Here is a 24,345-nt window from a genome sequence, read left to right as displayed (position 1 = left end):
TTATCGTAGTATTCACTCATTTTCTTATACAAATTGCCCCAGATTCACATCATATAGCCCATTATCTGTTAGCCGTAATTCTGGAATGGCTGTTAAGGCAATGAAAGATAGGGTCATAAACGGATCGATAGATTCAGGTACACCAAGTGCTCTAGCATGCGCCACCATTTTATTTAATTGCGCTTGTACCGTTTTGCCTGACTGGATACTGATAATACCAGCCAATTCCAGTGGTAGGGCTGCAACAATTTCCCCTTTAGAAGCAATCACATAGCCCCCTTGAATACGGTCCAATTCTTTCACAGCTAGTAGGATATCAGCGTCGTTATCGCCCACAGCCGTAATATTATGCGCATCATGGGACACACTAGTTGCAATCGCGCCATTTTCAATATTATAGCCCTTAATCACGCTCACGCCGATACCACCTGATTGCCCGTGACGTTCAATCACACAAGCCTTATTGAAGTCTTTATTGGCTTCAAATTTGCCATCTACACTAGGTAATATCTCTTCAGACCCTCTTGTCAAAATGGATTGTGCCACCAAGTTGATAACTTTTACAGGCGTGTCATCAACCATTAATTCAAGATCTTCTTGACTCATTTTTGGCAGTTTAACTGAATTTAAGAGGTCAACGTCTGTTATGGGCGCAATAATTTGGCTATTTAATTGGTCAAAATCAATGATTTCCCCGTTTTTGATGACAAGTTCAACTGATACTTGGTCAAGGTCATCGATGATGAGTAAATCAGCTAAGTAACCAGCCCCAACGGCCCCTAAATCATGTAAGTTATAAGCGCGAGCGGCATTATATGAAGCCATTTTGTAAGCTGTGGCAGCAGGGACGCCTAGTGCGATCGCCTTACGGACGCAAAAGTCGATATGGCCTTCTTTTTCAATATCTTCAAGATGTTTATCATCCGTACAGAACATGCAATGTTCTAGGGCGATATTATGTTCAACAAAGCCTTTAAGGATTGCCTCAAGGTTTCTAGCGGCACTGCCTTCACGGATCAATAATTTAAAGCCAGCCCGTAATTTTTCAATCGCTTCCTCGTAATTCTCCGCCTCGTGTTCAGTATCAATACCGGCAGCCCGGTAGGCTTGTAGGGCTTTCCCCGTTAATCCAGGCGCATGACCATCTACAATTTGGTTTTTAAAAAGTGCCAATTTATCCAGTATTTCCCCGTCAGCTTTGACCACATCATCAAACCGCATCATCTCAGCTAGACCAAAGACTTGCTTACCTTCAAGGTAGGGCGCCATGTCAGCTGCTAGAATTTCGCCAGCCCCATTGTTGTCGATATCTGTTGCCGGCACACATGAAGGCATCATAATATGGGTGGTCATGGGCGTTTCTTCAATACTGTTCAACATAAAGTCCAAGCCTTTTAGCCCAAGGACATTGACTAATTCGTGAGGATCAGCAAAAACAGTTGTCGTCCCTTTAGTTAGGGCGTATTTTGAAAATTCTAAGGGCGTCACCATGGCAGATTCGATATGCATGTGGGCATCTATAAAGCCTGGTGCAATGTATTTGCCTGTACAATCAATGGTTTGCTTACCTTCGTACTTGCCTAAGGCCGCAATTTGGTTGCCCACAATAGCCACATCAGTTTGAATGATTTCTTCTGTAAATACATTAATCACATAGCCGTTTTTTAAGACGATATCAGCTATTGTTTTGCCGTTTGCGACGTCAATTAGATTTTTCATGCTTGTCCCCTTTGTTCGGATGCCTATTTGCTTAAAAATTGATTGTTAGAATTGCTGAAAGTAGCGAAACTTTCTTCACTAAATTAACTCGATTAATCGGATTTGAAAATTTGAATAGTATTATAACCACAATTAGCCTTAAAAGTATAGGGGGATTGATAAAAATACGAATTATAAGATAAAGATAATAAAATATTGTTCGGATAAATTCGATTTAAATCAATAGATAAGGTTCTATCTTTCGGAAGAAGGGGGTAAAATTCCGATTAAACCGAGGTTAACCGGCCAAAAAAATGAAAACAAAAGTGTATTACAAAAAACGCAGATTTTAAGTCTGCGTTTTAACATATTTAGATATTTGGTCACTTTTTATTTAGTCACTTTGGTTTATGTTCGTTGAAAGTTTCCTCTAAAAGTGCCATCAACCAAGATCTAACGACAGGCCCGTTGTTCCACAATTTTGAAACAGCTGCAAAATCAAAATCATAATTTGAGACTTCTTGGACACTAAATCCTTCACCAATGGCCTGCATCATGCCATATTCAATCCCATTATGGACCATTTTTAAATAGTGACCTGACCCACAGGGACCAGTATAGAATAAACGTCTGTACAAGCAATATCACTAATGAAGGGTTCAACACTTGATAACGTGGTGAAATTGGTAAATGTTGAAGATGAAACAGAAATTATGACTTTGGTGGATAGCCTTGAGCAGCCTATATAGAAGAATAAATGCATACATAAGGAGTTAGCTTATCTGTAGGGGGAAGGTAAGCTCTTTTTTATTTAGGTTTTGACTGAAAAAATCATTTTTCAAGAGATTAAAATACAAAAAGTGTTAAAATTGTATTTATAATGTATTTTATATATAAATAAAAAACACAAAACCCTATTATGCTAAAGGTTATAAAATAAACCAAAGTATATCGCGTGAATATCACTTATAAATATAGTAAACTAGAAATAGGCTTAAGGAATTCTTTATTTTTGTAGTTTTCCAAATAAATTTTAGATAAACAAAAGGAGATGGAAAAAATGGATTTAGCAGGTTTATGGGCTAGCTTAGCTGCTAGCATACCAGCCGTCATTGGTGGTATTTTATTAATTCTTGTTGCGTGGATCGTAGCAGTATTAGTTAAGAAGGCAGTTTCAAAAGGTTTAAAAGCGGTAGGTTTACCTGGTCGCTTCGTGAAATGGAATGTTGCAGAGACTGAGGATCAAGCGGAAACAACGATTGATACTATCGCGCAAATTCTATACTATATCGTTTGGGTGCTATTCTTACCTGGCATCTTCGATACATTTGGTTTAACTTCTATCGCGACACCAATTCGCGATATGACATCAAATGCTTTAGCTTTCTTACCATCAATCGTTGGCGCAATCATCATTATGATTGTGGCGGTAGTGGTAGCGCGTTTAGTGAAACAATTAGTTTACTCACTAGTTAAAACAGTTAACATCGACAAATATGTAGCTAAATTTACTGGTAACAAAACAGCAGATGGTCAAACAGCAAATACAATTGCTAACGTACTTTCTTATGTAGCTTACATTGTTGTCTTCATTCCAATTGCAGTTGTAGCCCTTGAAACATTAGGTATTTCTTCAATTGCGACACCAATCATCGGCGTGTTAAATAGTATTGCTGCTGCAATTCCAAATATCTTAGTAGCGGTAATCTTATTAGGTGTTGGATTTGCAATTGCTAAAGTCATTGGTGACTTAGTACAAAACTTACTTGAAGGTACGGGTTTAAACAACTTGTTCAACCGTGAAACTGGTGCAGCAACTAAAAACATCAATGTTTCAGAAATCATTGGTCAAGTAGTTGCAGTAGTCATTGGTTTATTCTTCACAGTTGAAGCCTTAAACGTATTAAACTTAGCAATCTTAAACACTGTGGGTGCAGCAATCATTGCTTACCTACCGAACGTGTTAATTGCCTTAATTATCTTAGGTCTTGGTATCTTTGGTGGCCGTTTCGTTGGCGACTTAGTGAATAAAGCAACTCAAAGTAAATGGGTTGGGGAAATCATTAAAGGCGTATTCGTAGTCTTCTCAGTATTTATGGCATTAGATCAATTGAACTTTGCGAACAATATTGTGAACATGGCCTTCCTATTCATCATTGGTGGTCTATCAGTTGCCTTTGCATTATCATTCGGTCTAGGTGGACGTGACTTCGCGAAAAACCAACTAGAAAAATTAGACAAAAAAATTGAAGAAGAATCTGATCAAAACAACAATATTGACCAATTCTAATCATCATATAAGATAAGATTTTACCCCCGGCTGTGTGCTGGGGGTTTTTATTTGTGCGATTTAATTGCTTGAATCTTTAAGATCGACTTAAGTTTTATCGTATCTCTTTAACTTTGTTATGAAAAAGAATACAATAAAAGTGATAAAGGTATTCATGATTGATTCTGGGAGGTGTCAAAGATGAAACAAAAAGCAAGATGGTTTTTACTATTGAGTACGTCATTACTGTTAGGTTCGTGTTCTTGGTTTAATAATGCAGTAGAGATTTATGATGAAAGTGAGGCATCCTCGTCTGAACAAGTATCCTCAAGTGCTGGTCATAGTGCCAATGATGATGCATCAGGAGATTCACAATCCAGTCAGTCGAGTCCAGAAGCAGAAAGTGATACGGATGATGAAGCAAGTGAGAGTTCATCCTCAGAAGTGACGTCCGCTTTAACAGTGGCTGATTATTTTCCCCTGACAACTGGTTATGCCAGTGAATTTGCGGGTACCGGGAATGAGTATGCTAGTTTTAGTAGAACCTATGATTATATTGAGGACGATACGATATATATGCGGACGAACAATGGCGGGACATCTGTTTTAGAGATGGTAGAAGTAACTGAAGATGCGGTGCGTGTGGTCTATACTCAGCCGGAATACTATGCGCATGAGAAGATAGATGCGGCAGCTTTAATTGATCCAGAAAATACAGAGACCTTACTTGAAGGGCCTATAGCATTAGGTCAGTCTTGGGAAACAGGCCTTGGTACTACTAGGGAAATCACTGCGATTGGTGTCCCCATGTCGACTCAAAATGGTCTATATGACACGATTGAAGTGACTGAAGATACGGGTGATTTTGTGAATAAAGAATATTATGCAGCCGGCGTTGGTTTAGTTTATGCCTCAAGTGAATCGACAGACCCGGATGCCCCGTATACTGTAGTCCAAGATTTGGCTGAATTGAGTACTGAAGGTTGGGCCGAACCAGTTTCAGTCTACTATCCAGTAGCTAAAGATGGATACACACAAGCTAACGAGTCGGTCAATATCACAACCAATGATGATATGACTGCAGCTTTTACAAGTCTATTCCAAAGCGAAAATGACAGCCGTCCGCAATTATTACCAGCGGATGCAGCAATTCAAAGCTTAACAACTGAAACAAATGAAGAAACATTTGAAAAGACGCTTTATGTCGACTTTTCGTCTGGCATTACAGCTTTGGCGGATGACGAATGGGGTATGCAAAAGCTCAATAGTATCATGGCTAGTTTGAAGAGCTACTATAATGCAGACTATATTGAACCGCGTATCGATGGCGATCCTATTGAAATCGACGGACTAGTAGGGTTGAATGAAGCCAATCCAGTATTTGAAATTCCCGAATCGGTCATGAACGCCAGTATGATTGAAGAGTAAAACATATAACGCTAAGGGGTATGGCAGTCGTGTCATACCCCTTATTTGTGCCTTTAAATATTCTGCTTCAATGAAGACTTTATTGTTTACTTTTAAATGGAGATTGCGTATAATACCGAATGTATAAAAAAGTAGTTTGACAGTCAAAGTGTCTTTCTAGTCCGACCAGGCCATGGGAGGGGTAGATTGGGCGCTTTTTTATTTGCACAAATATAAACAATATTAGATAAAATTAGATAGAAAGGAATATATTCATGATTACTCGTGGTTTTGATACAATTGCAGCTATTTCATCGGCGCCGGGCGAAGGTGCGATTGGGATTGTCCGTCTTTCAGGTGATGACGCACTAGCGATTGCAGATAAGGTTTATAAATTAGGTCAGAAAAAATTGAGTACGCAAGATAGTCATACCATTCACTATGGCCATATTGTGGACCCAAAAGATGGTCAAGAGATTGACGAAGTGATGGTGTCTGTTATGCGTGAACCAAAAACATTTACGCGTGAAGATATTGTTGAGATTAATACCCATGGTGGGATTGTGGCGACAAATCGCGTGCTGGAACTCGTTTTGCGGGAAGGGGCTACCCTAGCAGAACCAGGTGAATTCACCAAACGTGCTTTTATCAACGGGCGAATTGACTTAACCCAAGCAGAAGCTGTGATGGATTTAATCCGTGCCAAGACGGACCGGTCAATGGATTTAGCTGTGAAGCAGTTGGACGGAAAATTATCCAATTTAATCGAAAATTTACGTCAAGACATCTTAAATACCTTGGCGCAAGTTGAAGTAAACATTGACTATCCTGAATACGATGATGTGGAAGAAATGACCCTTAAATTATTGGGTGAGAAGACAACTATTATCAAGGATCGAATTGATGGCTTATTATCAACCGCTAAACAAGGAAAAATCTTGCGTGACGGGATTTCAACTGCCATTGTGGGTCGTCCAAATGTGGGGAAATCTTCCTTACTGAATGCCTTATTAAGAGAAGAAAAGGCCATTGTAACGGATATTGAAGGCACAACGCGTGACACGGTTGAAGAATATATCAATATCCGCGGGGTACCCTTGAAATTAGTGGATACAGCGGGTATTCGTGACACAGAAGATGTGGTGGAGCGTATTGGTGTGGAACGATCGAAGAAGGCCTTAACGGAAGCCGAATTGGTGTTATTATTGCTCAATCAATCTGAAGCCTTAACAGCTGGTGACCGCGAGCTTTTAGCCTTAACCCAAGACCATAAACGAATTATTATCATGAATAAAATTGATTTACCAAACCAACTTTTAAAAGAATCCCTGTTAGAGTGGGTTGAAGAGGACGAAATCATTGCCACGTCTATGATGACTCAAGAAGGTATTGACGCTTTAGAGGAGAAAATTGCAGACTACTTCTTCTCAGGACAATCAGGGGAAAAAGACGCGACTTATGTTTCTAACGCGCGTCATATAGACCTTTTACAAAAAGCTAGTCAATCATTAGACGAAGTGAGAAACGGGATTGATATGGGCATGCCAGTTGACTTGATTCAAATCGACTTTACCCGTGCTTGGGAGATTTTAGGTGAAATTATTGGTGAAAATGCACCGGATGAACTATTAACACAACTATTCAGTCAATTCTGTTTAGGTAAATAAAAGAAGCGTAGAAAGGATGAGATGATGCAAACTTATGAAGCAGGCAAATATGATGTCATTGTAGTTGGTGCAGGGCATGCAGGTAGTGAAGCAGCCTTAGCCGCAGCGCGTATGGGGGCTGAAACCATGTTGATCACGATTAATATTGATATGGTGGCCTTTATGCCATGTAACCCGTCAATTGGGGGACCGGCTAAAGGGGTAGTTGTCAGAGAAATCGACGCCCTCGGTGGTGAAATGGGCCGCAATATTGATAAGACCTATATCCAAATGCGTATGCTAAATACAGGTAAGGGACCAGCTGTCCGTGCCTTACGTGCGCAAGCAGATAAAGATGAATACGCCAAAGAAATGCGTAAAACTATCGAAAACCAAGACCACTTAACCCTACGACAAGGTTTAGTAGACGACTTGATTATTGAAGATGATACGGTTAAAGGGATTATCACCAACACAGGTGCTATTTATCGTGCAGATGCTGTTATTTTGACAACTGGTACGGCAGCCCGTGGTGAAATTATTATTGGAGAATTAAAATATTCTTCAGGTCCAAACAACTCGCAACCAGCTGAGAAATTGACTGGGAATATGGCGGAAAAATATGGTTTTGATATTGCCCGCTTTAAAACGGGTACACCGCCACGCGTGGATAAACGTACGATCAACTATGAGGCAACGGAAATACAACCGGGTGATGATGCACCGAATCATTTTTCATTCATGTCTAAAGACGCGGATTACTTACCATTAGTAGACCAAGTCCCATGTTTCTTGACTTATACTAATGAAGCAACCCATGGAACGATTCGTGAAAACTTACACCGTGCACCGATGTTTACAGGGATTGTTGAGGGTGTAGGTGCCCGTTACTGCCCGTCAATTGAAGATAAGATTGTGCGTTTTGCAGATAAACCAAAACACCAAATCTTCCTTGAACCTGAAGGGTTAGACAACGAAGAAATCTATGTCCAAGGACTTTCAACTTCACTACCAGAAGACGTTCAAAATGACATGATTCATTCAATTAAAGGCTTGGAAGATGCACGTATCATGCGTAACGGCTATGCCATTGAGTACGATGTGGTGAAACCAAACCAATTGAAAGTAAACTTAGAGACAAAACAAGTGGCCAACTTATTTACAGCTGGTCAAACAAATGGTACTTCTGGTTATGAAGAAGCTGCTGGTCAAGGTTTATACGCAGGAATCAATGCCGTCCTAAAAATCCGCGGCGAAGAACCATTTGTTATTGGCCGTGACCAAGGCTATATTGGGGTAATGATCGATGACTTAGTCACAAAAGGGACAACTGAACCGTATCGATTATTAACATCACGTGCTGAATACCGTTTATTATTACGTCATGACAACGCTGATACTCGTCTAACTGAAAAAGGTTATGAATTTGGTTTAGTATCTGAAGAACAATACAACTTATATAAATCAAACCAAGCAGAGGTTGCTGAAGAGTTAGACCGTTTAGCCAATGTTCGCTTGAAACCAACTCAAGAATTACAAGACTACCTTGCAGAGAAAAATTCTGCAGCTTTAAAAGATGGTATTATGGCGAGTGACTTACTACGTCGTCCAGAGCTTAAAATTGATGATATCCTTAAATTTGCCCCAAGCGACAAGGATTTATCACGTCAAGTATTAGAACAAGTTGAAATCCAAATCAAATATGCTGGCTATATTGTGAAAGAACAACGTAAAGTAGAAAAATTACATCGTTTAGAGCAAAAAGAAATTCCAGCTGACATCGATTGGGATGCCATCGACAGCTTAGCCACCGAAGCGCGTCAACGATTGAAAGAAATCGGCCCACGTACTTTGGCACAAGCCAGTCGTGTATCAGGGGTAAACCCAGCAGATGTATCCATTATTATGGTTTACTTACAAGGCGGGCATGTAGCACGCGTTTAACCAGTAAGTACATTAAAAAAAGCTATCCCAGAAAATAGGGATAGCTTTTTGTGATTTATCATCAATAGTGCATCATATTTACAGTCAAATGGTCTGTGATGGGCATCATTTCGGGTCTATTATAATTTGTGTTCTTCAAGGACCTTATCTTCTTTTAAAAAGCGGGCTATGCTATAATTTGATTGAGAAAACATTGGGAATTGAATCGAAAAGGAGTAGTCATATGCTAAAACGTTTTATTTTCCATGTAAATGAAATAGAAGAATGGGAAAGCATTTTACCAAGTATTTAATATGGCCTCAGAATTCAATATAGAAAGTAGACGATTATGAATCCAGAACAATTTAAAAGTAGCCTTGCTGAAGCTGGGATCCAACTAAATGACCAACAAATGGCACAATTTAACCGTTATTTCGAGTTATTAGTTGAATGGAATGAAAAAATTAATTTAACAGCGATTACGGCATTAGAAGAAGTTTATTTGAAGCATTTCTATGATTCGCTGACTGTAGCCATGCATGTAGAGATGGCTGACCAGGAATATCGCTTGGTGGATGTAGGTTCAGGAGCTGGTTTCCCAAGTATTCCACTGAAAATTGCCTTGCCAAACTTAGACATCACCATTGTTGATTCATTGAATAAACGCATCAACTTTATCAATGAAGTGGTGAATGAACTTGGTTTAGAAGGTGTGCATGCCTACCACGATCGCGCTGAAACCTTTGGTCAAAACCTACAATTCCGCGGCCAATTCGACTTTGCAACAGCTAGAGCAGTAGCCCGCCTCAACTTGCTAGCAGAATTTTGTTTACCTCTAGTGAAAAAGGACGGCCAATTTCTAGCTATGAAAGCGCAAAAATCAGATGATGAAATCGAAGAAGCCAAACATGCCATTGCTATTTTAGGCGGTAAGTTTGCGGAAGATATTCAATTTGACCTGCCAGCTGAAGCAGGCGAACGCCATATTCTACGGATTGAAAAACCAAAAGAAACACCAAATAAATATCCGCGTAAGCCAGGAAAACCAGCGAAAAGTCCATTATAGTTAATTGAAAGCTATACTCAGTAAAGGTATTTTATTTGATAATAGAATTCTTTAAACAATATAGAGGCTTTTTTGGTACAATGGAAAAGAATAGACGACATGACAAGCATAATATTGCGAAAAATAGTCCAAACTATTTTGAATGAATGCGAAAGGAACGGAAACGCATTCCGTTCCTTTTTTATTGAAAATGATGTATACAACGTAGGGGGTTAGAAAATGGGTAAAGTAATCGCAGTCGCCAATCAAAAAGGTGGTGTCGGGAAGACAACAACAACTGTCAACTTAGCATCCGCACTTGCCTATCAAGGAAAGAAAATTTTATTGATCGATAGTGATGCGCAAGGGAATGCGACCAGTGGTTTAGGGATTGCTAAGGGTTCTGTTGATAATAGCATTTATGACGTATTGATCAACGAAGTTGCCGTAAAAGACGCGGTAGTGTCTTCATCACGCGAGAACCTTTCTGTTGTACCGGCAACAATTTCATTGGCAGGGGCTGAGGTTGAGTTAACCAGCATCTCCCACCGTGAACAAAAGATGAAAGAAGCCATCCAATCAATTAGAAATGACTATGACTATATCTTCATTGACTGTCCACCTTCACTAGGTCACTTGACAATCAATGCCTTCACCAGTGCTGATTCCGTACTGATTCCAGTACAAAGTGAATACTACGCACTAGAAGGATTAAGTCAATTATTGAACACAATCCAATTAGTTCAAAAACACTTCAATGCAAGCTTAAAAATTGAAGGTGTTTTAATGACAATGTATGATGCAAGAACAAACTTATCGAACGAGGTTGTAGAAGAAGTCCGGAAGTACTTTGGTCAAGCAGTGTATACGACCTTGATTCCGCGAAATGTGCGCCTGTCTGAAGCACCATCATATGGACAATCCATCATTGATTATGATATTCGTTCTCGTGGTGCTGAAGTGTATCTGGAATTGGCAAAGGAAGTGCTAGAAAATAATGGCGAAACAAACAAATAAGCATAATAAGGGACTTGGCCGCGGGATTGATGCCTTTTTTGGCGGCGAAGCACTTTTTACCCAGGATGAGACAGACCAAGAGCAAGTTGACGTAAAAGATACAGCCGAAACAAGTAAGCAAACTACAAGTGAAGCGACTGTTGAAGCCACTGCGACTGACAAAATGGTGCAGGAGATCAGTGTTGAAGATATTCGTCCAAACCCTTACCAACCCCGACACCAATTTGATGAAGATGCCTTGAACGACTTGGCCAAATCGATTCAAGAGCAAGGCATTTTTCAGCCGATTACCCTACGTAAATCTGCGGTGAAAGGGTATGAAATTATTGCTGGTGAACGTCGTTTTCGTGCGTCTAAAATCGCCGGTTTAACGACAGTTCCAGCCATTGTACGTGAATTTTCTGATGAACAGATGATTGAAGCGTCTATCATCGAGAACTTACAACGTGAAAACCTAACTGCCCTAGAAGAAGCTATGGCTTACCAACAATTGATTGATGTTTTAGCCATTACACAAGATGAAGCTGCTAAACGGCTTGGGAAATCCAGAACTTATATCACCAACCATTTACGTTTACTAGGTTTGAGTGACGATATCAAAGCCCTAGTGCAATCAGGTGCTTTATCAGCAGGTCAGGCCCGGACTATTTTAGGGTTAAAATCGAAAAAAGACCAATCAAGTCTAGCTAAGAAGGTTGTTGCAGAAGGCATTACCGTTCGCCAATTGGAGAAAATGGTACAAGCCTTAAATGAGCCAGCGGACAAGGATATAAAAAAAGACGACGGCAAGAAAGAAGTCGTGCCACCTTATATCCGCGAAAGCGAAGACCGGTTAATGGATAAATTTGGGACGAATGTCCAAATCAATAGTCGCGGAAAACGCGGTAAAATCGAAATCGAATACCTTTCTGAAGAAGATTTAACCCGTATTCTAGATATTTTAAATATTGAATTTGAAGATTAGAGGTGTATGTCTTGGGAGACAAAGAATATGGCATGCACGATATCGTGCAAATGAAAAAACAACACCCTTGTGGTGAAAATGCTTGGAAAATCATTCGTTTAGGTGCGGATATCCGCATTAAATGTCAAGGTTGTGGTCAATCAGTCATGATGCCACGCCGTGAATTTGAAAAGAAAATGAAGAAAATCATTCAACCCGCAGACAATAACTAGGGGTTAATACAAGTATTGCCTATATTGGTCTGATGTGTTCGAGTTTTCAATCATCAAAATGACTTAAATGATAGAAATAAAGAAAAAATACCCTTAATAAAGAAAGTAGCGTGAAGAAATGGCCTTAACTGCCGGAATTGTAGGATTACCAAACGTGGGAAAATCTACCTTATTTAATGCAATCACAAAATCTCAAGTAGAAGCTGCAAACTATCCCTTTGCAACAATCGACCCGAATGTGGGGGTTGTAGAGGTACCAGATAGCCGTCTACAAACACTTACTGAAATCTACGTACCAAAGAAAACTGTCCCAACAACTTTTGAATTTACGGATATTGCCGGAATTGTTAAAGGGGCAAGTAAGGGTGAGGGGTTAGGAAACAAATTCTTAGCCAACATTCGTGAAGTAGATGCGATTATCCATGTAGTTCGTTGTTTTGAAGATGGAAATATCACCCACGTTTCTGGAAAAGTAGATCCAGCTGACGATATTGAAACAATTAACCTAGAATTAATCTTATCTGACTTAGAAACAGTCAATAAACGCTATGAAAAAGCAGTTAAAATGGCTAAATCGAAAGACCATGATGCAATCGTTGAAGCCAACGCTTTAGCTAAGGTAAAAGAGGTACTTGAAGCTGGTAAATCAGCTCGAACAGTGACTTTTACTGAAGAAGAACAGCCATTTATTGACCGCATGTTCCTTTTGACAACAAAACCAATCTTATACGTAGCGAACGTAAACGAGGATGATGCAGCAACTGGTAATGACTATGTTGAAATCGTACGCGGTATTGCGAGTGAAGAGGATGCTGAAGTGGTAATTGTTTCAGCACAAATCGAAGAAGAATTGGCATCGTTGGACGATGAAGACCGTGAAATGTTCATGGAAGACTTAGGGATGGAAGTGTCTGGATTAGACCGTTTAATCCAACGCGCCTACACTTTATTAGGTCTTGAAACTTTCTTTACTGCTGGTGAACAAGAAGTACGTGCTTGGACCTTCAAAAAGGGCATGAAAGCCCCACAAGCAGCGGGTGTCATTCACTCAGACTTTGAAAAAGGCTTTATCCGTGCAGAAACCTTATCTTATGAAGATTTACTGACTTATGGTAGTGAAAAAGCAGCCAAAGAAGCAGGTCGCTATCGTTCTGAAGGTAAGGACTACGTTGTGAAAGACGGCGATATCTTACTATTTAGATTTAACGTTTAAAATCATTCAGGCAAAAGGAGATTTGACCAACAATGGCATTAGGAAATGAGAAAAAATCGAGAGCTGAAATTCAAGCTGAACGTGAAGCGACTGAAAAAGCAGCCCGCCAACGCATCAAAAACGAACGCGAAGGCCTATACGCAGGCTTAACCAAACGTAACCAAGAATTTATGATTAAATTTAAGAATGAAATCAATACTCTAGGTTACGATGGCGATATCGACTTAAAAGAAAATCAAATGTTGCATACCCTTATTGAAGAGCAAGATAAAGGGGTTACTGCTAAACAATTATACGGCACACCAACAACTTACGCCCAAGAACTACACCAAAACCCTAACAATGGGGATGGGGTAGTTCAAGCAGGCGACAGCCCGTTCTGGCACTACTGGGTTGAAGGTGGCTTATTAATTGGTGGTGTATTCGCGGGTATTTCTGGATTGACCTTATTAATCGGTTCAGAAAATGCTTCATCAGGCCCAGCTGGTTTATTCACCTTAATCTTGAACTTTATTGTTGGGGGGCTAGCAATGGCTGTTCTGACAACAAACCAACCAGATATGTCTAAACCGAAGAAAGAACGCGGCACTATGCGGTATATCTTGATTTCAGTAGCCGTTTTATTGGCCTGGATCCTACTCATTTCCCTAACTGAATTCTTGCCAGCGGGTATTAACCCAGAATTGCCATTATTCGCTTACTTAGCCCTAGCAGTCCTAGGTTTAGCCGGCAGATGGTGGTTTAAACGCGAATTCAAAGTGCAAAATACCTTATTCTAAAGACTAGGGTCTGTCAGTTATTCTGGCAGGCTTTTTTGATAGCTTCGAGTTGATATTTTTGGCATAACGACAAAACTTCGTTAAGATAAAGGTATTAAAAGTACAAAGGACGTGTAATAAAATGGATGCAACAAATATTGATTTCTCAACAGTTTCAGATGACTTAGGATTTCGCTACGGGAAAGCAGACGCACCGGTAAAACTATATGCCTACTTAAACGTAGAATGTCCTTTTTCACGAAAATTCGAACAACAAAATACGGCGATTATTCAAGAATTCGTTGAAGCGGGCAAAGTACAATATATTGTGAAGCCTCTAGACCGCCCAACTGGTCACTTGCGAAAAGGGAATGTGATGCATAGTTACCTGACTTACGATGACCCAGAAAATGCCTTCAAGCAGTTAACAGAGATGTTTGCAACCCGTCAGGAATGGACGGAATTAGACGAAGCAGGCGTGGCAGCTTATGCTGAAAATCAATTAGGTTACACTAAACAAGACAACGACGATACCCAGGAAGCCATTAAAGCTGAAGCGGTTGAAGTAGGGGCAAAAACAGTGCCAACTGCCTATGTATTTGGCCAAGCCTTTGACGAGCACGAAGACAATAATACCATCCGCGAATGGTTTAACGCTGCTTACCAAACAGCTACTGCAACAGAAGCCTATGATTTCGGGGCCGACAAATTAGATTTAGACAAGGTTACGGATAAACGGGCTATTAAATACGGCCAAGATGATGCGCCGATTAAGGTGACAGAATACATCAACTTCCGTTGCCAAGGGTCTAAAAACTTTGAAGACGCCGTGTCTGAAAAATTAGAGGGCCTAGCGGATGAAGGGAAGATTCAACGGATTATCAAACACGTTGATATCGATAAGGCTGGCTTAGCTAAAGGGGAAGTTATTAACCGTTTTGTAGACTACAAGGACCAAGGAAAAGCCTACAAACAATTCAAAGAAATCTTCGCCCGTCATGGTGAATGGAAAACGACAGACTTTGGTGGCATCGTTGACTATGCTATTGAAACGCTATCTTACCAATACCAAGGCAACCGCCTGCAAAACGATGTCGTTAAAGCTGAATTTGAAGCTATTGGTGGTTCAGCAACCCCAACAATTGTCGTAAATAATGACAAAGCCTTTGTTGGGCCAGATGCAGCTACTGAATTAATTGCTTACTTAGACGATCAAATTGCCAAGTAAGGAAATTTAATAAGGAGGCATTTTAATGACCTTTCAAACAGATAAAATCACCTACCAAGATGCGATTAAACTTGGAAAAGATACAGCCAAGGTTAAAATCGTTGAATACTACAATCTTGCTTGTCCGGATGTCTTAAATTACCATGAGCAATTCGCCTTCTTCCTAGATCCATTAGTTCAAACAGGACAGGTGCAACGGATTTTGAAGCACTATGATAAAACCAGTCCGCGTCTACAAAAAGGCAATCTGGTCCATGATTACATCGATTACGACAACCAAGAAGCGGCCTATAGTGTGGCAAACCAATACCTTCGGTCGCAAAAAGACTGGGCGCGTCTAGATCTTGATAAAGTTGAAGCCTATTTAACCCAACAAGGACGTGTGCAACAAGACAATAGCGAACTAGCAGCTCGCGTATTTGAAGAAGCACAAGCAGTCGGTGTCGGTGCGGTGCCAACAATTTTCATCGAAGACCATGCCTTCGTTGAAACAGTAGACCCAGAAGCATTCAAACAAGCCATAATGGAAAGAATCTAAGTGTTTTGATTTTTTCTTGGCAAACTTATACGAATGATCAATCAAAGGTCGTGACTTAATGTCACGGCTTTTTGTGTCGTATAAATATTGGATTTGAATTTTTAAAAGTATGTCGTTGCGTCATAGATTTATGGGGGCTTGTTAACAATGGATTTTGCTATAGGCACAAGGTAAATATATCTAGGCAAAAGAAGAGGTAATGCCTTTAGCCAATTTACGAACGTTAAAATTTGATACAAGTTTTCAAAACCACATATTCCTTTTTCAACCAAATGAAAAACGAACTATATCTTTAATATATAAAAATAATCCATTTATTTACGAAATATAAGGTTGACCTTGTTGGTGTATGGTGGTAGGATAGTAAAAATCAATTTATACAGAAAAGGGGAATGAATGACAATGACTACTGCATGGGAAAACAAGTTCGCTAAAGAGGGATTAACATTTGATGATGTCTTACTATTGCCGGCACATTCAGAGGTGTTGCCTAACGAGGTAGATTTAGGCGTACAGTTGGCACCCAACTTGAAATTAAATATTCCAATCCTTTCAGCTTCAATGGATACTGTAACGGATGCAAGAATGGCCATCGCTATGGCACGCCAAGGTGGACTTGGTATTATTCACAAAAACATGACAATCGCCCAACAAGCGGATGAAGTACGTAAGGTGAAGCGTTCAGAATCAGGTGTCATTTCAGATCCATTCTACTTATTCCCTGAATCTTCTGTGAAAGAAGCAGTGGCATTAATGAGTCGTTACCGCATTTCTGGTGTACCAATTATCAATAATGAAGAAGACCACAAATTGTTGGGGATCTTAACAAACCGTGACATCCGTTTCTTGGAAAATCATGACCAAGCCATTGAAAATGTCATGACTAAGGATGACTTAGTGGTTGCACCACAAGGGACTTCTTTAGAAGAAGCAAGCCATATCTTATACGAAAACCGTATTGAGAAATTATTATTAGTTGATGACCAAGGCCGTTTAACTGGCTTAGTCACCATTAAAGATATTGAACGGGTAACAGACTATCCAAATTCTGCTAAAGACGCAAAAGGTCGTTTGATTGCGGGTGCTGCAGTTGGCGTTACTTCAGATACATTTGAACGTGTTGCTGCTTTACTTGAAGCAGGCGCAGATGCGATTGTAATCGATACTGCACATGGTCACTCTGCAGGGGTTTTACGTAAAATTGCACAAATTCGCCAAGAGTTCCCAGAGGCTACTTTAATCGCTGGAAATGTAGCGACAGCTGAAGGTACGCGTGCTTTATATGAAGCAGGTGTTGACGTGGTTAAAGTAGGGATTGGACCTGGTTCAATTTGTACAACACGTGTGGTTGCTGGTGTTGGGGTACCACAAATTACAGCGGTCTATGACGCAGCTAGTGTAGCTAACGAATACGGCAAGACTATTATTGCGGATGGTGGGATTAAATTCTCAGGGGATATTGTCAAAGCTTTAGCGGCTGGCGGCCATGCAGTGATGTTAGGATCAATGTTAGCGGGTACTGACGAAGCACCTGGGGAATTAGAAATATTCCAAGGGCGTCAATTTAAAACTTACCGTGGTATGGGTTCATTAGGGGCTATGAAAAAAGGTTCTGCGGACCGTTATTTCCAAGGTGAGGTCAACGAAGCCAACAAATTAGTGCCTGAAGGCATCGAAGGACGCGTTGCTTATAAGGGTTCTGTTTCTGGTATTATCTTCCAATTACTTGGTGGTATTGAATCAGGTATGGGCTATTGCGGTGCTGCAACAATTGAAGACTTACGTCAACATGCACAATTTATTCGCATGACAGGTGCTGGTTTAATTGAATCACATCCGCACGATGTACAAATCACTAAAGAAGCGCCAAACTATTCAAGAGGCTAATCGATTAAAAATGAAAATTTTCCAAGGGCAAGTGGGTCAGCAAGACTGCGCTTGTCCTTTTTCAATTGGGAAAATGTTTAAACTGGGTCGAAAAAGCCTGTGATATCAAGTCTTAAGGCATTCTTAACTACTTTTAAATAGAAATATAGGACTTATGTGGTTGGGGTTTGTTAAAATAAGATAGAGAAACTATAGTGTTCGGAGGATGACCTAATGAAAATTTTAATTACTGATGACGATAAGGAAATCGTTGAATTATTAACTATATATGCTACAAATGAAGACTACGAGGTAATCCAGGCTTTTGATGGGGATGAGGCCTTGAAGAAAATTGCTGAAAATCCTGATATTGCTATGATGGTGTTGGATATTATGATGCCTGGTAAGGACGGAATTACGGTGATCAAGGAGTTACGTAAACGTGATGTGGATATGCCAATCTTACTATTATCTGCTAAATCGTCTGATATGGACAAGATTTCTGGATTAACGACTGGTGCGGATGATTATGTGACGAAACCCTTTAACCCGCTTGAAGTTATGGCTCGTATCAAGTCTTTATTGCGTCGTGCTTCTTCTGCTGGCGATGATTCAGCAACGATTGAGGTTGGTCCACTTGTGATCAACAAAAATTCTCATGAGGTAATGACAACGGATGGACAACAAATTCAACTAACTGCGCTAGAATTTGGTATATTATACTTACTAGCTAGTAATCCAAATAACGTATTCTCGGCTGACGAGATTTTTGAACGTGTGTGGCAGCAAGAGTCTGTGGTATCAGCGAAGACGGTTATGGTTCACGTGAGCCATTTGCGTGATAAGATTGGTGAAGCTACAGGTGGGGACAAGGTAATCTCAACTGTTTGGGGTGTCGGTTATAAAATTACAGCCTAAGTGCTAAGTATAGAAAGTGTCTGGTATCATGGTCAATGTTCAATAAGACTGGGGAATGCGATATTGGTATCAAGGTTCCTAGTCTTTTTTACATTTTTATAGTAGTTGGGTAATCGGTTAGTTAGTTAATAGTCTAGTGATAGTTAGAAGGTGCGCTCTTGCAAAAAAAGAAAAGTAGAATGCATACAGAGCTTTTTTTTGAAGCGATTGTGTGGCTAGCGATATTGGTCATACTGTATTTTGGGTTAATGTTCGTGTTGATCACGGTTTATGAAACCAATTATTCAGTCTTATTACGGACATATCCTGGCTCTTTTTTTGTCCACCCACAATTTCAACAAAATTTCTTTCTGTCTCTAACCATGGTTTACTTGGTGATGAGTGTTTCCTTTGTTGGCTGGCGGATTTATCGTCGGCTACGGGCGGTTCAATTGGGCTATGTTCTTGAAGAGTTGCACTATATCTCGCAAGGAAACTACCATCATAAGATTTCTACTTCCGATCTGAATGGCATGCAGCCGGTTGTAGATTCGATTAATCGTTTGGTTGACTCCACTGTAAAAGCGAGGGAAGAGGAGCGACGGATTGAACAGTCTAAAGATGACTTGATAACCAATATGAGTCATGATATTCGTACGCCCCTTACTTCCGTGATTGGTTACTTGACCTTATTGAAGCAGGAAGAGTTGAAAGACCCAGAAAAGGCTATGAAGTATATCAACATTGCTTACGATAAGGCCATTCAAATGCAACGTATGACTGAAGATTTGTTTGAATATACGAAGGTTAAACAAGTGGATACTAAGTTGGCCATTAACCGGATCAATGTGGTCCGTATGGTAGAACAAATTACGGTAGAATTTGAATTAGAAGCCCATAAAGTCGGCCGTGAATTTCAAATTGTGGCCGAACCGGATGACAATATCCTGGTCGATATTGACCCAGAAAAATTTGTGCGTATCTTTTCCAATTTATTTACCAACGTCTTTAAATATGGTGGAAAGGGTAAGTATATCAGGATTTCAATCTATCAAGACCAAGAAAAGACCAAGTTTATCGTTGAAAATGACGGCGCTAAGATTCCTAAAGGGCAATTAAAGGACCTATTCCAGAGATTTTATCGGGGGGATAAATCTCGAACTGAGCCACAGACGGGTAGTGGTTTGGGGTTAGCGATTACGCAATCGATTATTGAACTGCACCGTGGTGAAATTCACGCGGAGTCGGACCATAAAGGGACGCGGTTCATTTTCACCATTCCTAATCGCTTTGAAGATTTAGAAGATTATGTAGAAATGGAGCGAATGTAAGTGAAGAATAAGTTGACAAAAGTTTTAACCACAGCATTGGTTGCCTTGTTAGGACTCAATTTGGCCCAAGTGCCAATGGCTGTGTTAGCAACTGAAAATACAACTGTAGATACTAGTCAAGCGAGTGAGGCGACAAGTGGTACGGTAGCAGAGTTCTCAGAAGAAATTGCGACAAATTACGGGTTGAATATTGATGCCGCGATGGCCATTGATAGCGAATCTGGCCAAATTTTATATGACCAAAATGGGGCCGAGTTACACGGGATTGCTTCATTGACCAAGTTAATTGCCTTGTTTGTTGTATATGATGAAATTGCAGCAGGAAATTTGTCTTTCGACACTAAAGTGCCTGTCTCAGAGGCAGTTTCAGCGCTTTCCGTAGCGGCTGGTTTATCCAATGTGCCACTAGAAGAATCAACTGATTATTATACAGTGGATGCTTTAATTGATGCTGCTGTGATTGGGTCAGGGAATGCAGCTGTAGTTGCCTTGGCTGAATATATTGCTGGCTCAGAGCAAGCTTTTGTTGAAATGATGAGTGACAAATTAACCGAATTAGGCATCAAAAATTTCGAACTATATACCGCTTCTGGTCTAGCTGGTTCATGGTTAACCACAACTGATGGTTCTGCGTCACCGTACTCAATTGACCAAGAAAATATGATGCAGGCTCGCGACATCTTGTTCGTGGCCCGTGAAATCGTCAATGAATATCCGGATGTTTTAGAACGGTCTAATGTCACTTCAAAAGAATTCCAAGTATCGGATACGGAGACTTATACTTTAGAGAGCACCAACCTGTTTCTACCAGGCAATGCCTACGAACGTGACGACGTATCTGGTCTTAAAACAGGGACTGAATCTATTGCCGGTCGTTGTATCATCATCATGAGTCAAATCGATGGCCGCGACATCATGCTTGTGACTCTAGGTGCTGAAACAGAAGATGAACGGTATGTAAATACAGGCACATTACTGACTGCCCTACAAGAAAACCTTGCTTATACTACCCTTTATGAAGAAGGTACCACTTGGTTGCCCGCTGATAACGTAGCTATTTACCAAGGTGTCGTTAGTGGCGTGGATCTGAATTATGCCAAAACAAATGCCCTATTCTTACCATACAATTATGATTTAGAAAATAATTCGACTACAACTTATGATGCAGCCTTCCAATATGACGCTGTAGGGAATTTGGCGCTTACAGCGCCGTTGTCAGTGGACCAATCAATTAATACTTTCAATACGATGGTAAACTTTGATGAGAGTCTCTTTAACCAATTGGACATGTCAAATGCCATTGTACCAGCAGAAGATGTCGATAAGGTCAGCATTGTTGTACAAGTGGCCCGGATTATGGAAGATTTATTTAAAGGCTGGAAGGAAGATATCCAAGGCGTTTTTAGTTAATAACAATATAGATTTTCAAGAAATGAAATACTCGTATTTCTCAAATGATTTATAAATTTATCTAGAGACGGACACACTTCGTTTTTTACACAGGCCTGAACTACACTATTTGTAAAAGAATTATATTTTTCGCTAAAGTCATGATATCTTGTCATGACTTTTTAACGTTTCTGTAGAAGCTTATTTGTGACTTTATAGGGGTGCTTTGTACGAAGCAGCCTAGATTTGAGTGTTGCTTAATTTTGCGTATGTGAAGTGACAGCCACAAGTGAAAGTGTCAACTATCTATAAATGACTTTTCCCCCAGCTCTGCCCATGTCTAAATGACTTTATTAACACCTAATTTGAGGCAATTGACTTTTATTTCACTCAAATATATAATGGAGGCAATAAAAGAAAGTATCGATTGTGACTAGTAATATAGGCTGATTTCTAGAGAACTTGCGGCAGGTGAAAGCAGGTAATTAAGCGATATGAATCCACACAATCACTGACTACGAATATGAGGATATTATCCTAATTAAGTAGAACCGGGTTAGCCGTTATCTAATGAGCGTAAGACATAGTGTTTTTGTGTCTTAAAGTAGGGTGGCACCGCGCAATAATATATGAACTTCAAGCTATTTCGTCCCTTCCATTTTTTGGGAGATCGAAATAGTTTTTTTATTTTTACTTACTATAGGAGGAAAAGAAATGATTGATATTAAATTACTAAGAGACAACTTTGATGCGACTGCTGAGAAATACGCTAGCCGTGGGGTTGCGAAAGACGAATTAGAGAAATTAATTGATTTAGACGGCCAACGTCGTGAAGTGATTTCTCAAACAGAGACCTTAAAGGCTGAACGTAATGCCGTTTCTGATGAAATTGGTTTATTACGCCGTAACAAAGAAAATGCGGATGATAAAATTGCCCGCATGAAAGAAGTAGGGGAAGAAATCCTTGTTTTAGACGAGAAATTGGCTAAATTAGACGAGCAAGTAACTTACATCATGGATCGTTTACCAAACTTACCACATGATTCAGTACCAGTTGGTACAGATGAAGATGACAACGTTGAAGTGCGTCGTTGGAGCCAAGCCCCTGAGTTTGATTTTCAACCAAAAGCTCACTACGAAATTGGTGAAGAATTAGGTATTTTAGACTTTGAACGTGGTGCTAAAGTTTCAGGTGCCCGCTTCCTTTACTACCGTGGTTTAGGTGCCCGTTTAGAGCGTGCAGTTTATAACTTTATGTTAGACCAACACCAAGAAGAGGGTTACGAAGAAATCATTCCTCCTTACTTAGTGAATGACAAAGCTATGTATGGTACTGGTCAATTCCCTAAATTTACAGAAGATGTCTTCTCAACATCTAACGAAGATCGTCACCTAACATTGATTCCAACAGCCGAAGTACCTTTAACAAACTATTTTGCTAATGAAATCATCCCAGGTGAAGATTTACCAATCTACTTCACAGCAATGTCTCCAAGTTTCCGTTCAGAAGCAGGGTCTGCTGGTCGTGATACTCGTGGTTTGATTCGTTTACACCAATTCCAAAAAGTTGAGATGGTAAAATTCGCACGCCCAGAAGATTCTTATGAAGAATTAGAAAAAATGGTTACAAATGCTGAAAATATCCTACAAAAATTAAACTTACCTTATCGTGTCATCACATTATCAACTGGAGACATGGGCTTCTCTGCAGCCAAAACTTATGACTTAGAAGTATGGGTACCAGCGCAAGAAACATATCGTGAAATTTCTTCATGTTCAAATACTGAAGCTTTCCAAGCGCGCCGTGCTTTAATTCGTTTCCGTAATGCAAATGGTAAACCAGAATATGTACATACATTAAATGGGTCTGGTTTAGCAGTTGGACGTACAGTAACAGCTATTCTAGAAAACTACCAAAACGCTGATGGGTCAGTAACAATCCCTGAAGCATTAGTCCCTTACATGGGTGGTATTACAGAAATCACAAAAGAAAATGCATCTGGCGTTTCAAAATTAAAATAATGTAATACAATAGAGATGGATTAATTTCTTTTTAATATAACGAAAGGGGCAATTAGGATGTCTAAAGAAACAGCAGTATTTGCCGGCGGATGTTTCTGGTGTATGGTACAACCATTCGAAGAAATGGACGGTATTGAAAAAGTGACATCAGGTTACACTGGTGGACATAAAGAAAATCCTACATATGAAGAAGTTTGCTCGGGAACAACCGGTCATACAGAAGCAGTTGAGATTGAATTTGATAATGAAAAAATAAGCTATCCAGAATTGCTTGATATTTATTGGCAACAAACAGACCCAACTGACGCAATGGGTCAATTTGTTGATCGTGGTGATTCTTATCGACCTGAAATCTTTGTGAACAGCGAAGAACAGGCAGAAGCTGCAGAGAAATCTAAAGCAGCCTTAGATGCGAGTGGTCGTTTTAGCAAACCAGTTCTAACACAAATCACGAAAGCATCAACTTTCTGGCCAGCAGAAGATTACCACCAACAATTCTACAAAAAGAATCCAGCCCACTATAAACGTTATAGTGAGTTATCTGGACGTAAAACATTCATCCAAGATAGTTGGGAAGAAGCTTAAACGCTATATTTCACTATAAAGAATTTAGGAGATCCTAGGTATATTATCTAGGGTCTTTTATTTTTTGAAGAAATACGAAAAAGAGGTTTACAAGAACCTAGAAAGGTGATAATATATTTTTCAGACGTTATTATTGTTTCTGTTGTAACAGAGAAAAACATTAAAAAAAATGTTGACTTCAATCAGCTGAACATGGTAATATCTAATAGTTGCGTTACAGCGTAACAACAACCGAGAAAACAACCTTTTAGACAACTTTTAAAATGTTGTTGACTTCCAGTCAAACTCGTGATAATATTAAATAGTTGTCACAAGGGCGACGAGATAGACCTTTGAA

The 24,345-nt window shown here is 39.9% G+C and carries 19 protein-coding genes, 1 pseudogene and 1 other annotated feature; of the genes and pseudogenes, 18 read left to right on the top strand and 2 right to left on the bottom strand.

The genetic code is table 11. From position 1 onward, the window contains the following. Window positions 1-24 precede the first annotated feature (24 nt). Entirely contained in the window at window positions 25-1,719 is a 1,695-nt protein-coding gene (gene ade / locus B2V22_RS06390; protein WP_290491215.1) for an adenine deaminase, read from the bottom strand. A 392-nt stretch (window positions 1,720-2,111) separates the two neighbouring features. Next, window positions 2,112-2,368: pseudogene (locus B2V22_RS06385) on the bottom strand (6-phosphogluconate dehydrogenase (decarboxylating)); the annotation flags it as partial. Between the two features lie 390 nt (window positions 2,369-2,758). On the opposite strand from B2V22_RS06385, the gene B2V22_RS06380 reads away from it, so the two are divergent. From B2V22_RS06380 to msrA, 18 genes are all read left to right on the top strand, one after another. Next, entirely contained in the window at window positions 2,759-3,988 is a 1,230-nt protein-coding gene (locus B2V22_RS06380; protein ID WP_290491213.1) for a mechanosensitive ion channel, read from the top strand. A gap of 180 nt (window positions 3,989-4,168) precedes the next feature. Then, on the top strand, window positions 4,169-5,395 hold the full coding sequence (locus tag B2V22_RS06375; RefSeq protein WP_290491211.1) for a GerMN domain-containing protein: 1,227 nt from the start codon (window positions 4,169-4,171) through the stop codon (window positions 5,393-5,395). 254 nt (window positions 5,396-5,649) lie between these two features. Further along, a complete protein-coding gene (gene mnmE / locus B2V22_RS06370) occupies window positions 5,650-7,041 on the top strand; it encodes a tRNA uridine-5-carboxymethylaminomethyl(34) synthesis GTPase MnmE (protein ID WP_396159341.1) in 1,392 nt (463 codons plus the stop codon). 24 nt (window positions 7,042-7,065) lie between these two features. Continuing rightward, window positions 7,066-8,964 carry a tRNA uridine-5-carboxymethylaminomethyl(34) synthesis enzyme MnmG gene (gene mnmG, locus B2V22_RS06365; protein WP_290491297.1) on the top strand — a complete coding sequence of 633 codons (1,899 nt, stop codon included), beginning with the start codon at window positions 7,066-7,068 and terminating at the stop codon, window positions 8,962-8,964. A 328-nt stretch (window positions 8,965-9,292) separates the two neighbouring features. Next, on the top strand, window positions 9,293-10,009 hold the full coding sequence (rsmG, locus tag B2V22_RS06360) for a 16S rRNA (guanine(527)-N(7))-methyltransferase RsmG (RefSeq protein ID WP_290491209.1): 717 nt from the start codon (window positions 9,293-9,295) through the stop codon (window positions 10,007-10,009). A 219-nt stretch (window positions 10,010-10,228) separates the two neighbouring features. After that, window positions 10,229-11,005 carry a ParA family protein gene (locus B2V22_RS06355; protein WP_290491208.1) on the top strand — a complete coding sequence of 259 codons (777 nt, stop codon included), beginning with the start codon at window positions 10,229-10,231 and terminating at the stop codon, window positions 11,003-11,005. Further along, on the top strand, window positions 10,986-11,969 hold the full coding sequence (locus tag B2V22_RS06350; RefSeq protein WP_290491206.1) for a ParB/RepB/Spo0J family partition protein: 984 nt from the start codon (window positions 10,986-10,988) through the stop codon (window positions 11,967-11,969). Before B2V22_RS06355 ends, B2V22_RS06350 begins: the two co-directional genes overlap by 20 nt. 11 nt (window positions 11,970-11,980) lie before the next feature. After that, a complete protein-coding gene (locus B2V22_RS06345) occupies window positions 11,981-12,181 on the top strand; it encodes a DUF951 domain-containing protein (protein WP_026465520.1) in 201 nt (66 codons plus the stop codon). A 118-nt stretch (window positions 12,182-12,299) separates the two neighbouring features. Continuing rightward, complete coding sequence (gene ychF, locus B2V22_RS06340) at window positions 12,300-13,394, top strand: redox-regulated ATPase YchF (RefSeq protein WP_290491204.1); 1,095 nt, start codon at window positions 12,300-12,302, stop codon at window positions 13,392-13,394. Between the two features lie 32 nt (window positions 13,395-13,426). Then, on the top strand, window positions 13,427-14,173 hold the full coding sequence (locus B2V22_RS06335; protein ID WP_290491202.1) for a DUF1129 domain-containing protein: 747 nt from the start codon (window positions 13,427-13,429) through the stop codon (window positions 14,171-14,173). Between the two features lie 121 nt (window positions 14,174-14,294). Continuing rightward, window positions 14,295-15,380 carry a thioredoxin domain-containing protein gene (locus tag B2V22_RS06330; RefSeq protein ID WP_290491200.1) on the top strand — a complete coding sequence of 362 codons (1,086 nt, stop codon included), beginning with the start codon at window positions 14,295-14,297 and terminating at the stop codon, window positions 15,378-15,380. 25 nt (window positions 15,381-15,405) lie between these two features. Next, window positions 15,406-15,918, top strand: a complete 513-nt coding sequence (locus B2V22_RS06325) for a thioredoxin domain-containing protein (RefSeq protein WP_290491198.1) — start codon at window positions 15,406-15,408, stop codon at window positions 15,916-15,918. 402 nt (window positions 15,919-16,320) lie between these two features. Then, window positions 16,321-17,805, top strand: a complete 1,485-nt coding sequence (gene guaB, locus B2V22_RS06320) for an IMP dehydrogenase (protein ID WP_290491196.1) — start codon at window positions 16,321-16,323, stop codon at window positions 17,803-17,805. 213 nt (window positions 17,806-18,018) lie between these two features. Continuing rightward, window positions 18,019-18,702, top strand: a complete 684-nt coding sequence (locus B2V22_RS06315) for a response regulator transcription factor (RefSeq protein WP_290491194.1) — start codon at window positions 18,019-18,021, stop codon at window positions 18,700-18,702. A gap of 158 nt (window positions 18,703-18,860) precedes the next feature. Continuing rightward, window positions 18,861-20,012, top strand: coding sequence for a sensor histidine kinase (locus B2V22_RS06310; RefSeq protein ID WP_290491192.1), 1,152 nt, complete (start codon window positions 18,861-18,863; stop codon window positions 20,010-20,012). Further along, window positions 20,013-21,422 (top strand): D-alanyl-D-alanine carboxypeptidase family protein, encoded by a 1,410-nt coding sequence (locus tag B2V22_RS06305; protein ID WP_290491191.1) that lies wholly within the window; start codon window positions 20,013-20,015, stop codon window positions 21,420-21,422. It begins immediately after the preceding gene. Window positions 21,423-21,815: 393 nt separating this feature from the next. Further along, window positions 21,816-22,058: a binding site (T-box leader), on the top strand. A gap of 57 nt (window positions 22,059-22,115) precedes the next feature. After that, a complete protein-coding gene (gene serS / locus B2V22_RS06300) occupies window positions 22,116-23,423 on the top strand; it encodes a serine--tRNA ligase (RefSeq protein WP_290491189.1) in 1,308 nt (435 codons plus the stop codon). Window positions 23,424-23,480: 57 nt separating this feature from the next. Then, the gene (gene msrA / locus B2V22_RS06295) at window positions 23,481-24,008 is read left to right on the top strand and encodes a peptide-methionine (S)-S-oxide reductase MsrA (protein ID WP_290491187.1); all 528 of its coding nucleotides are present in this window, start codon (window positions 23,481-23,483) and stop codon (window positions 24,006-24,008) included. The last annotated feature ends 337 nt before the right edge of the window (window positions 24,009-24,345 follow it).

It is taken from the genome of Aerococcus sp. UBA6277 (assembly GCF_002440555.1).
GTDB lineage: Bacteria > Bacillota > Bacilli > Lactobacillales > Aerococcaceae > Aerococcus.
Note: the sequence above shows the minus strand (reverse complement) of the source record. Positions and strands in the feature narration are given on the sequence as shown.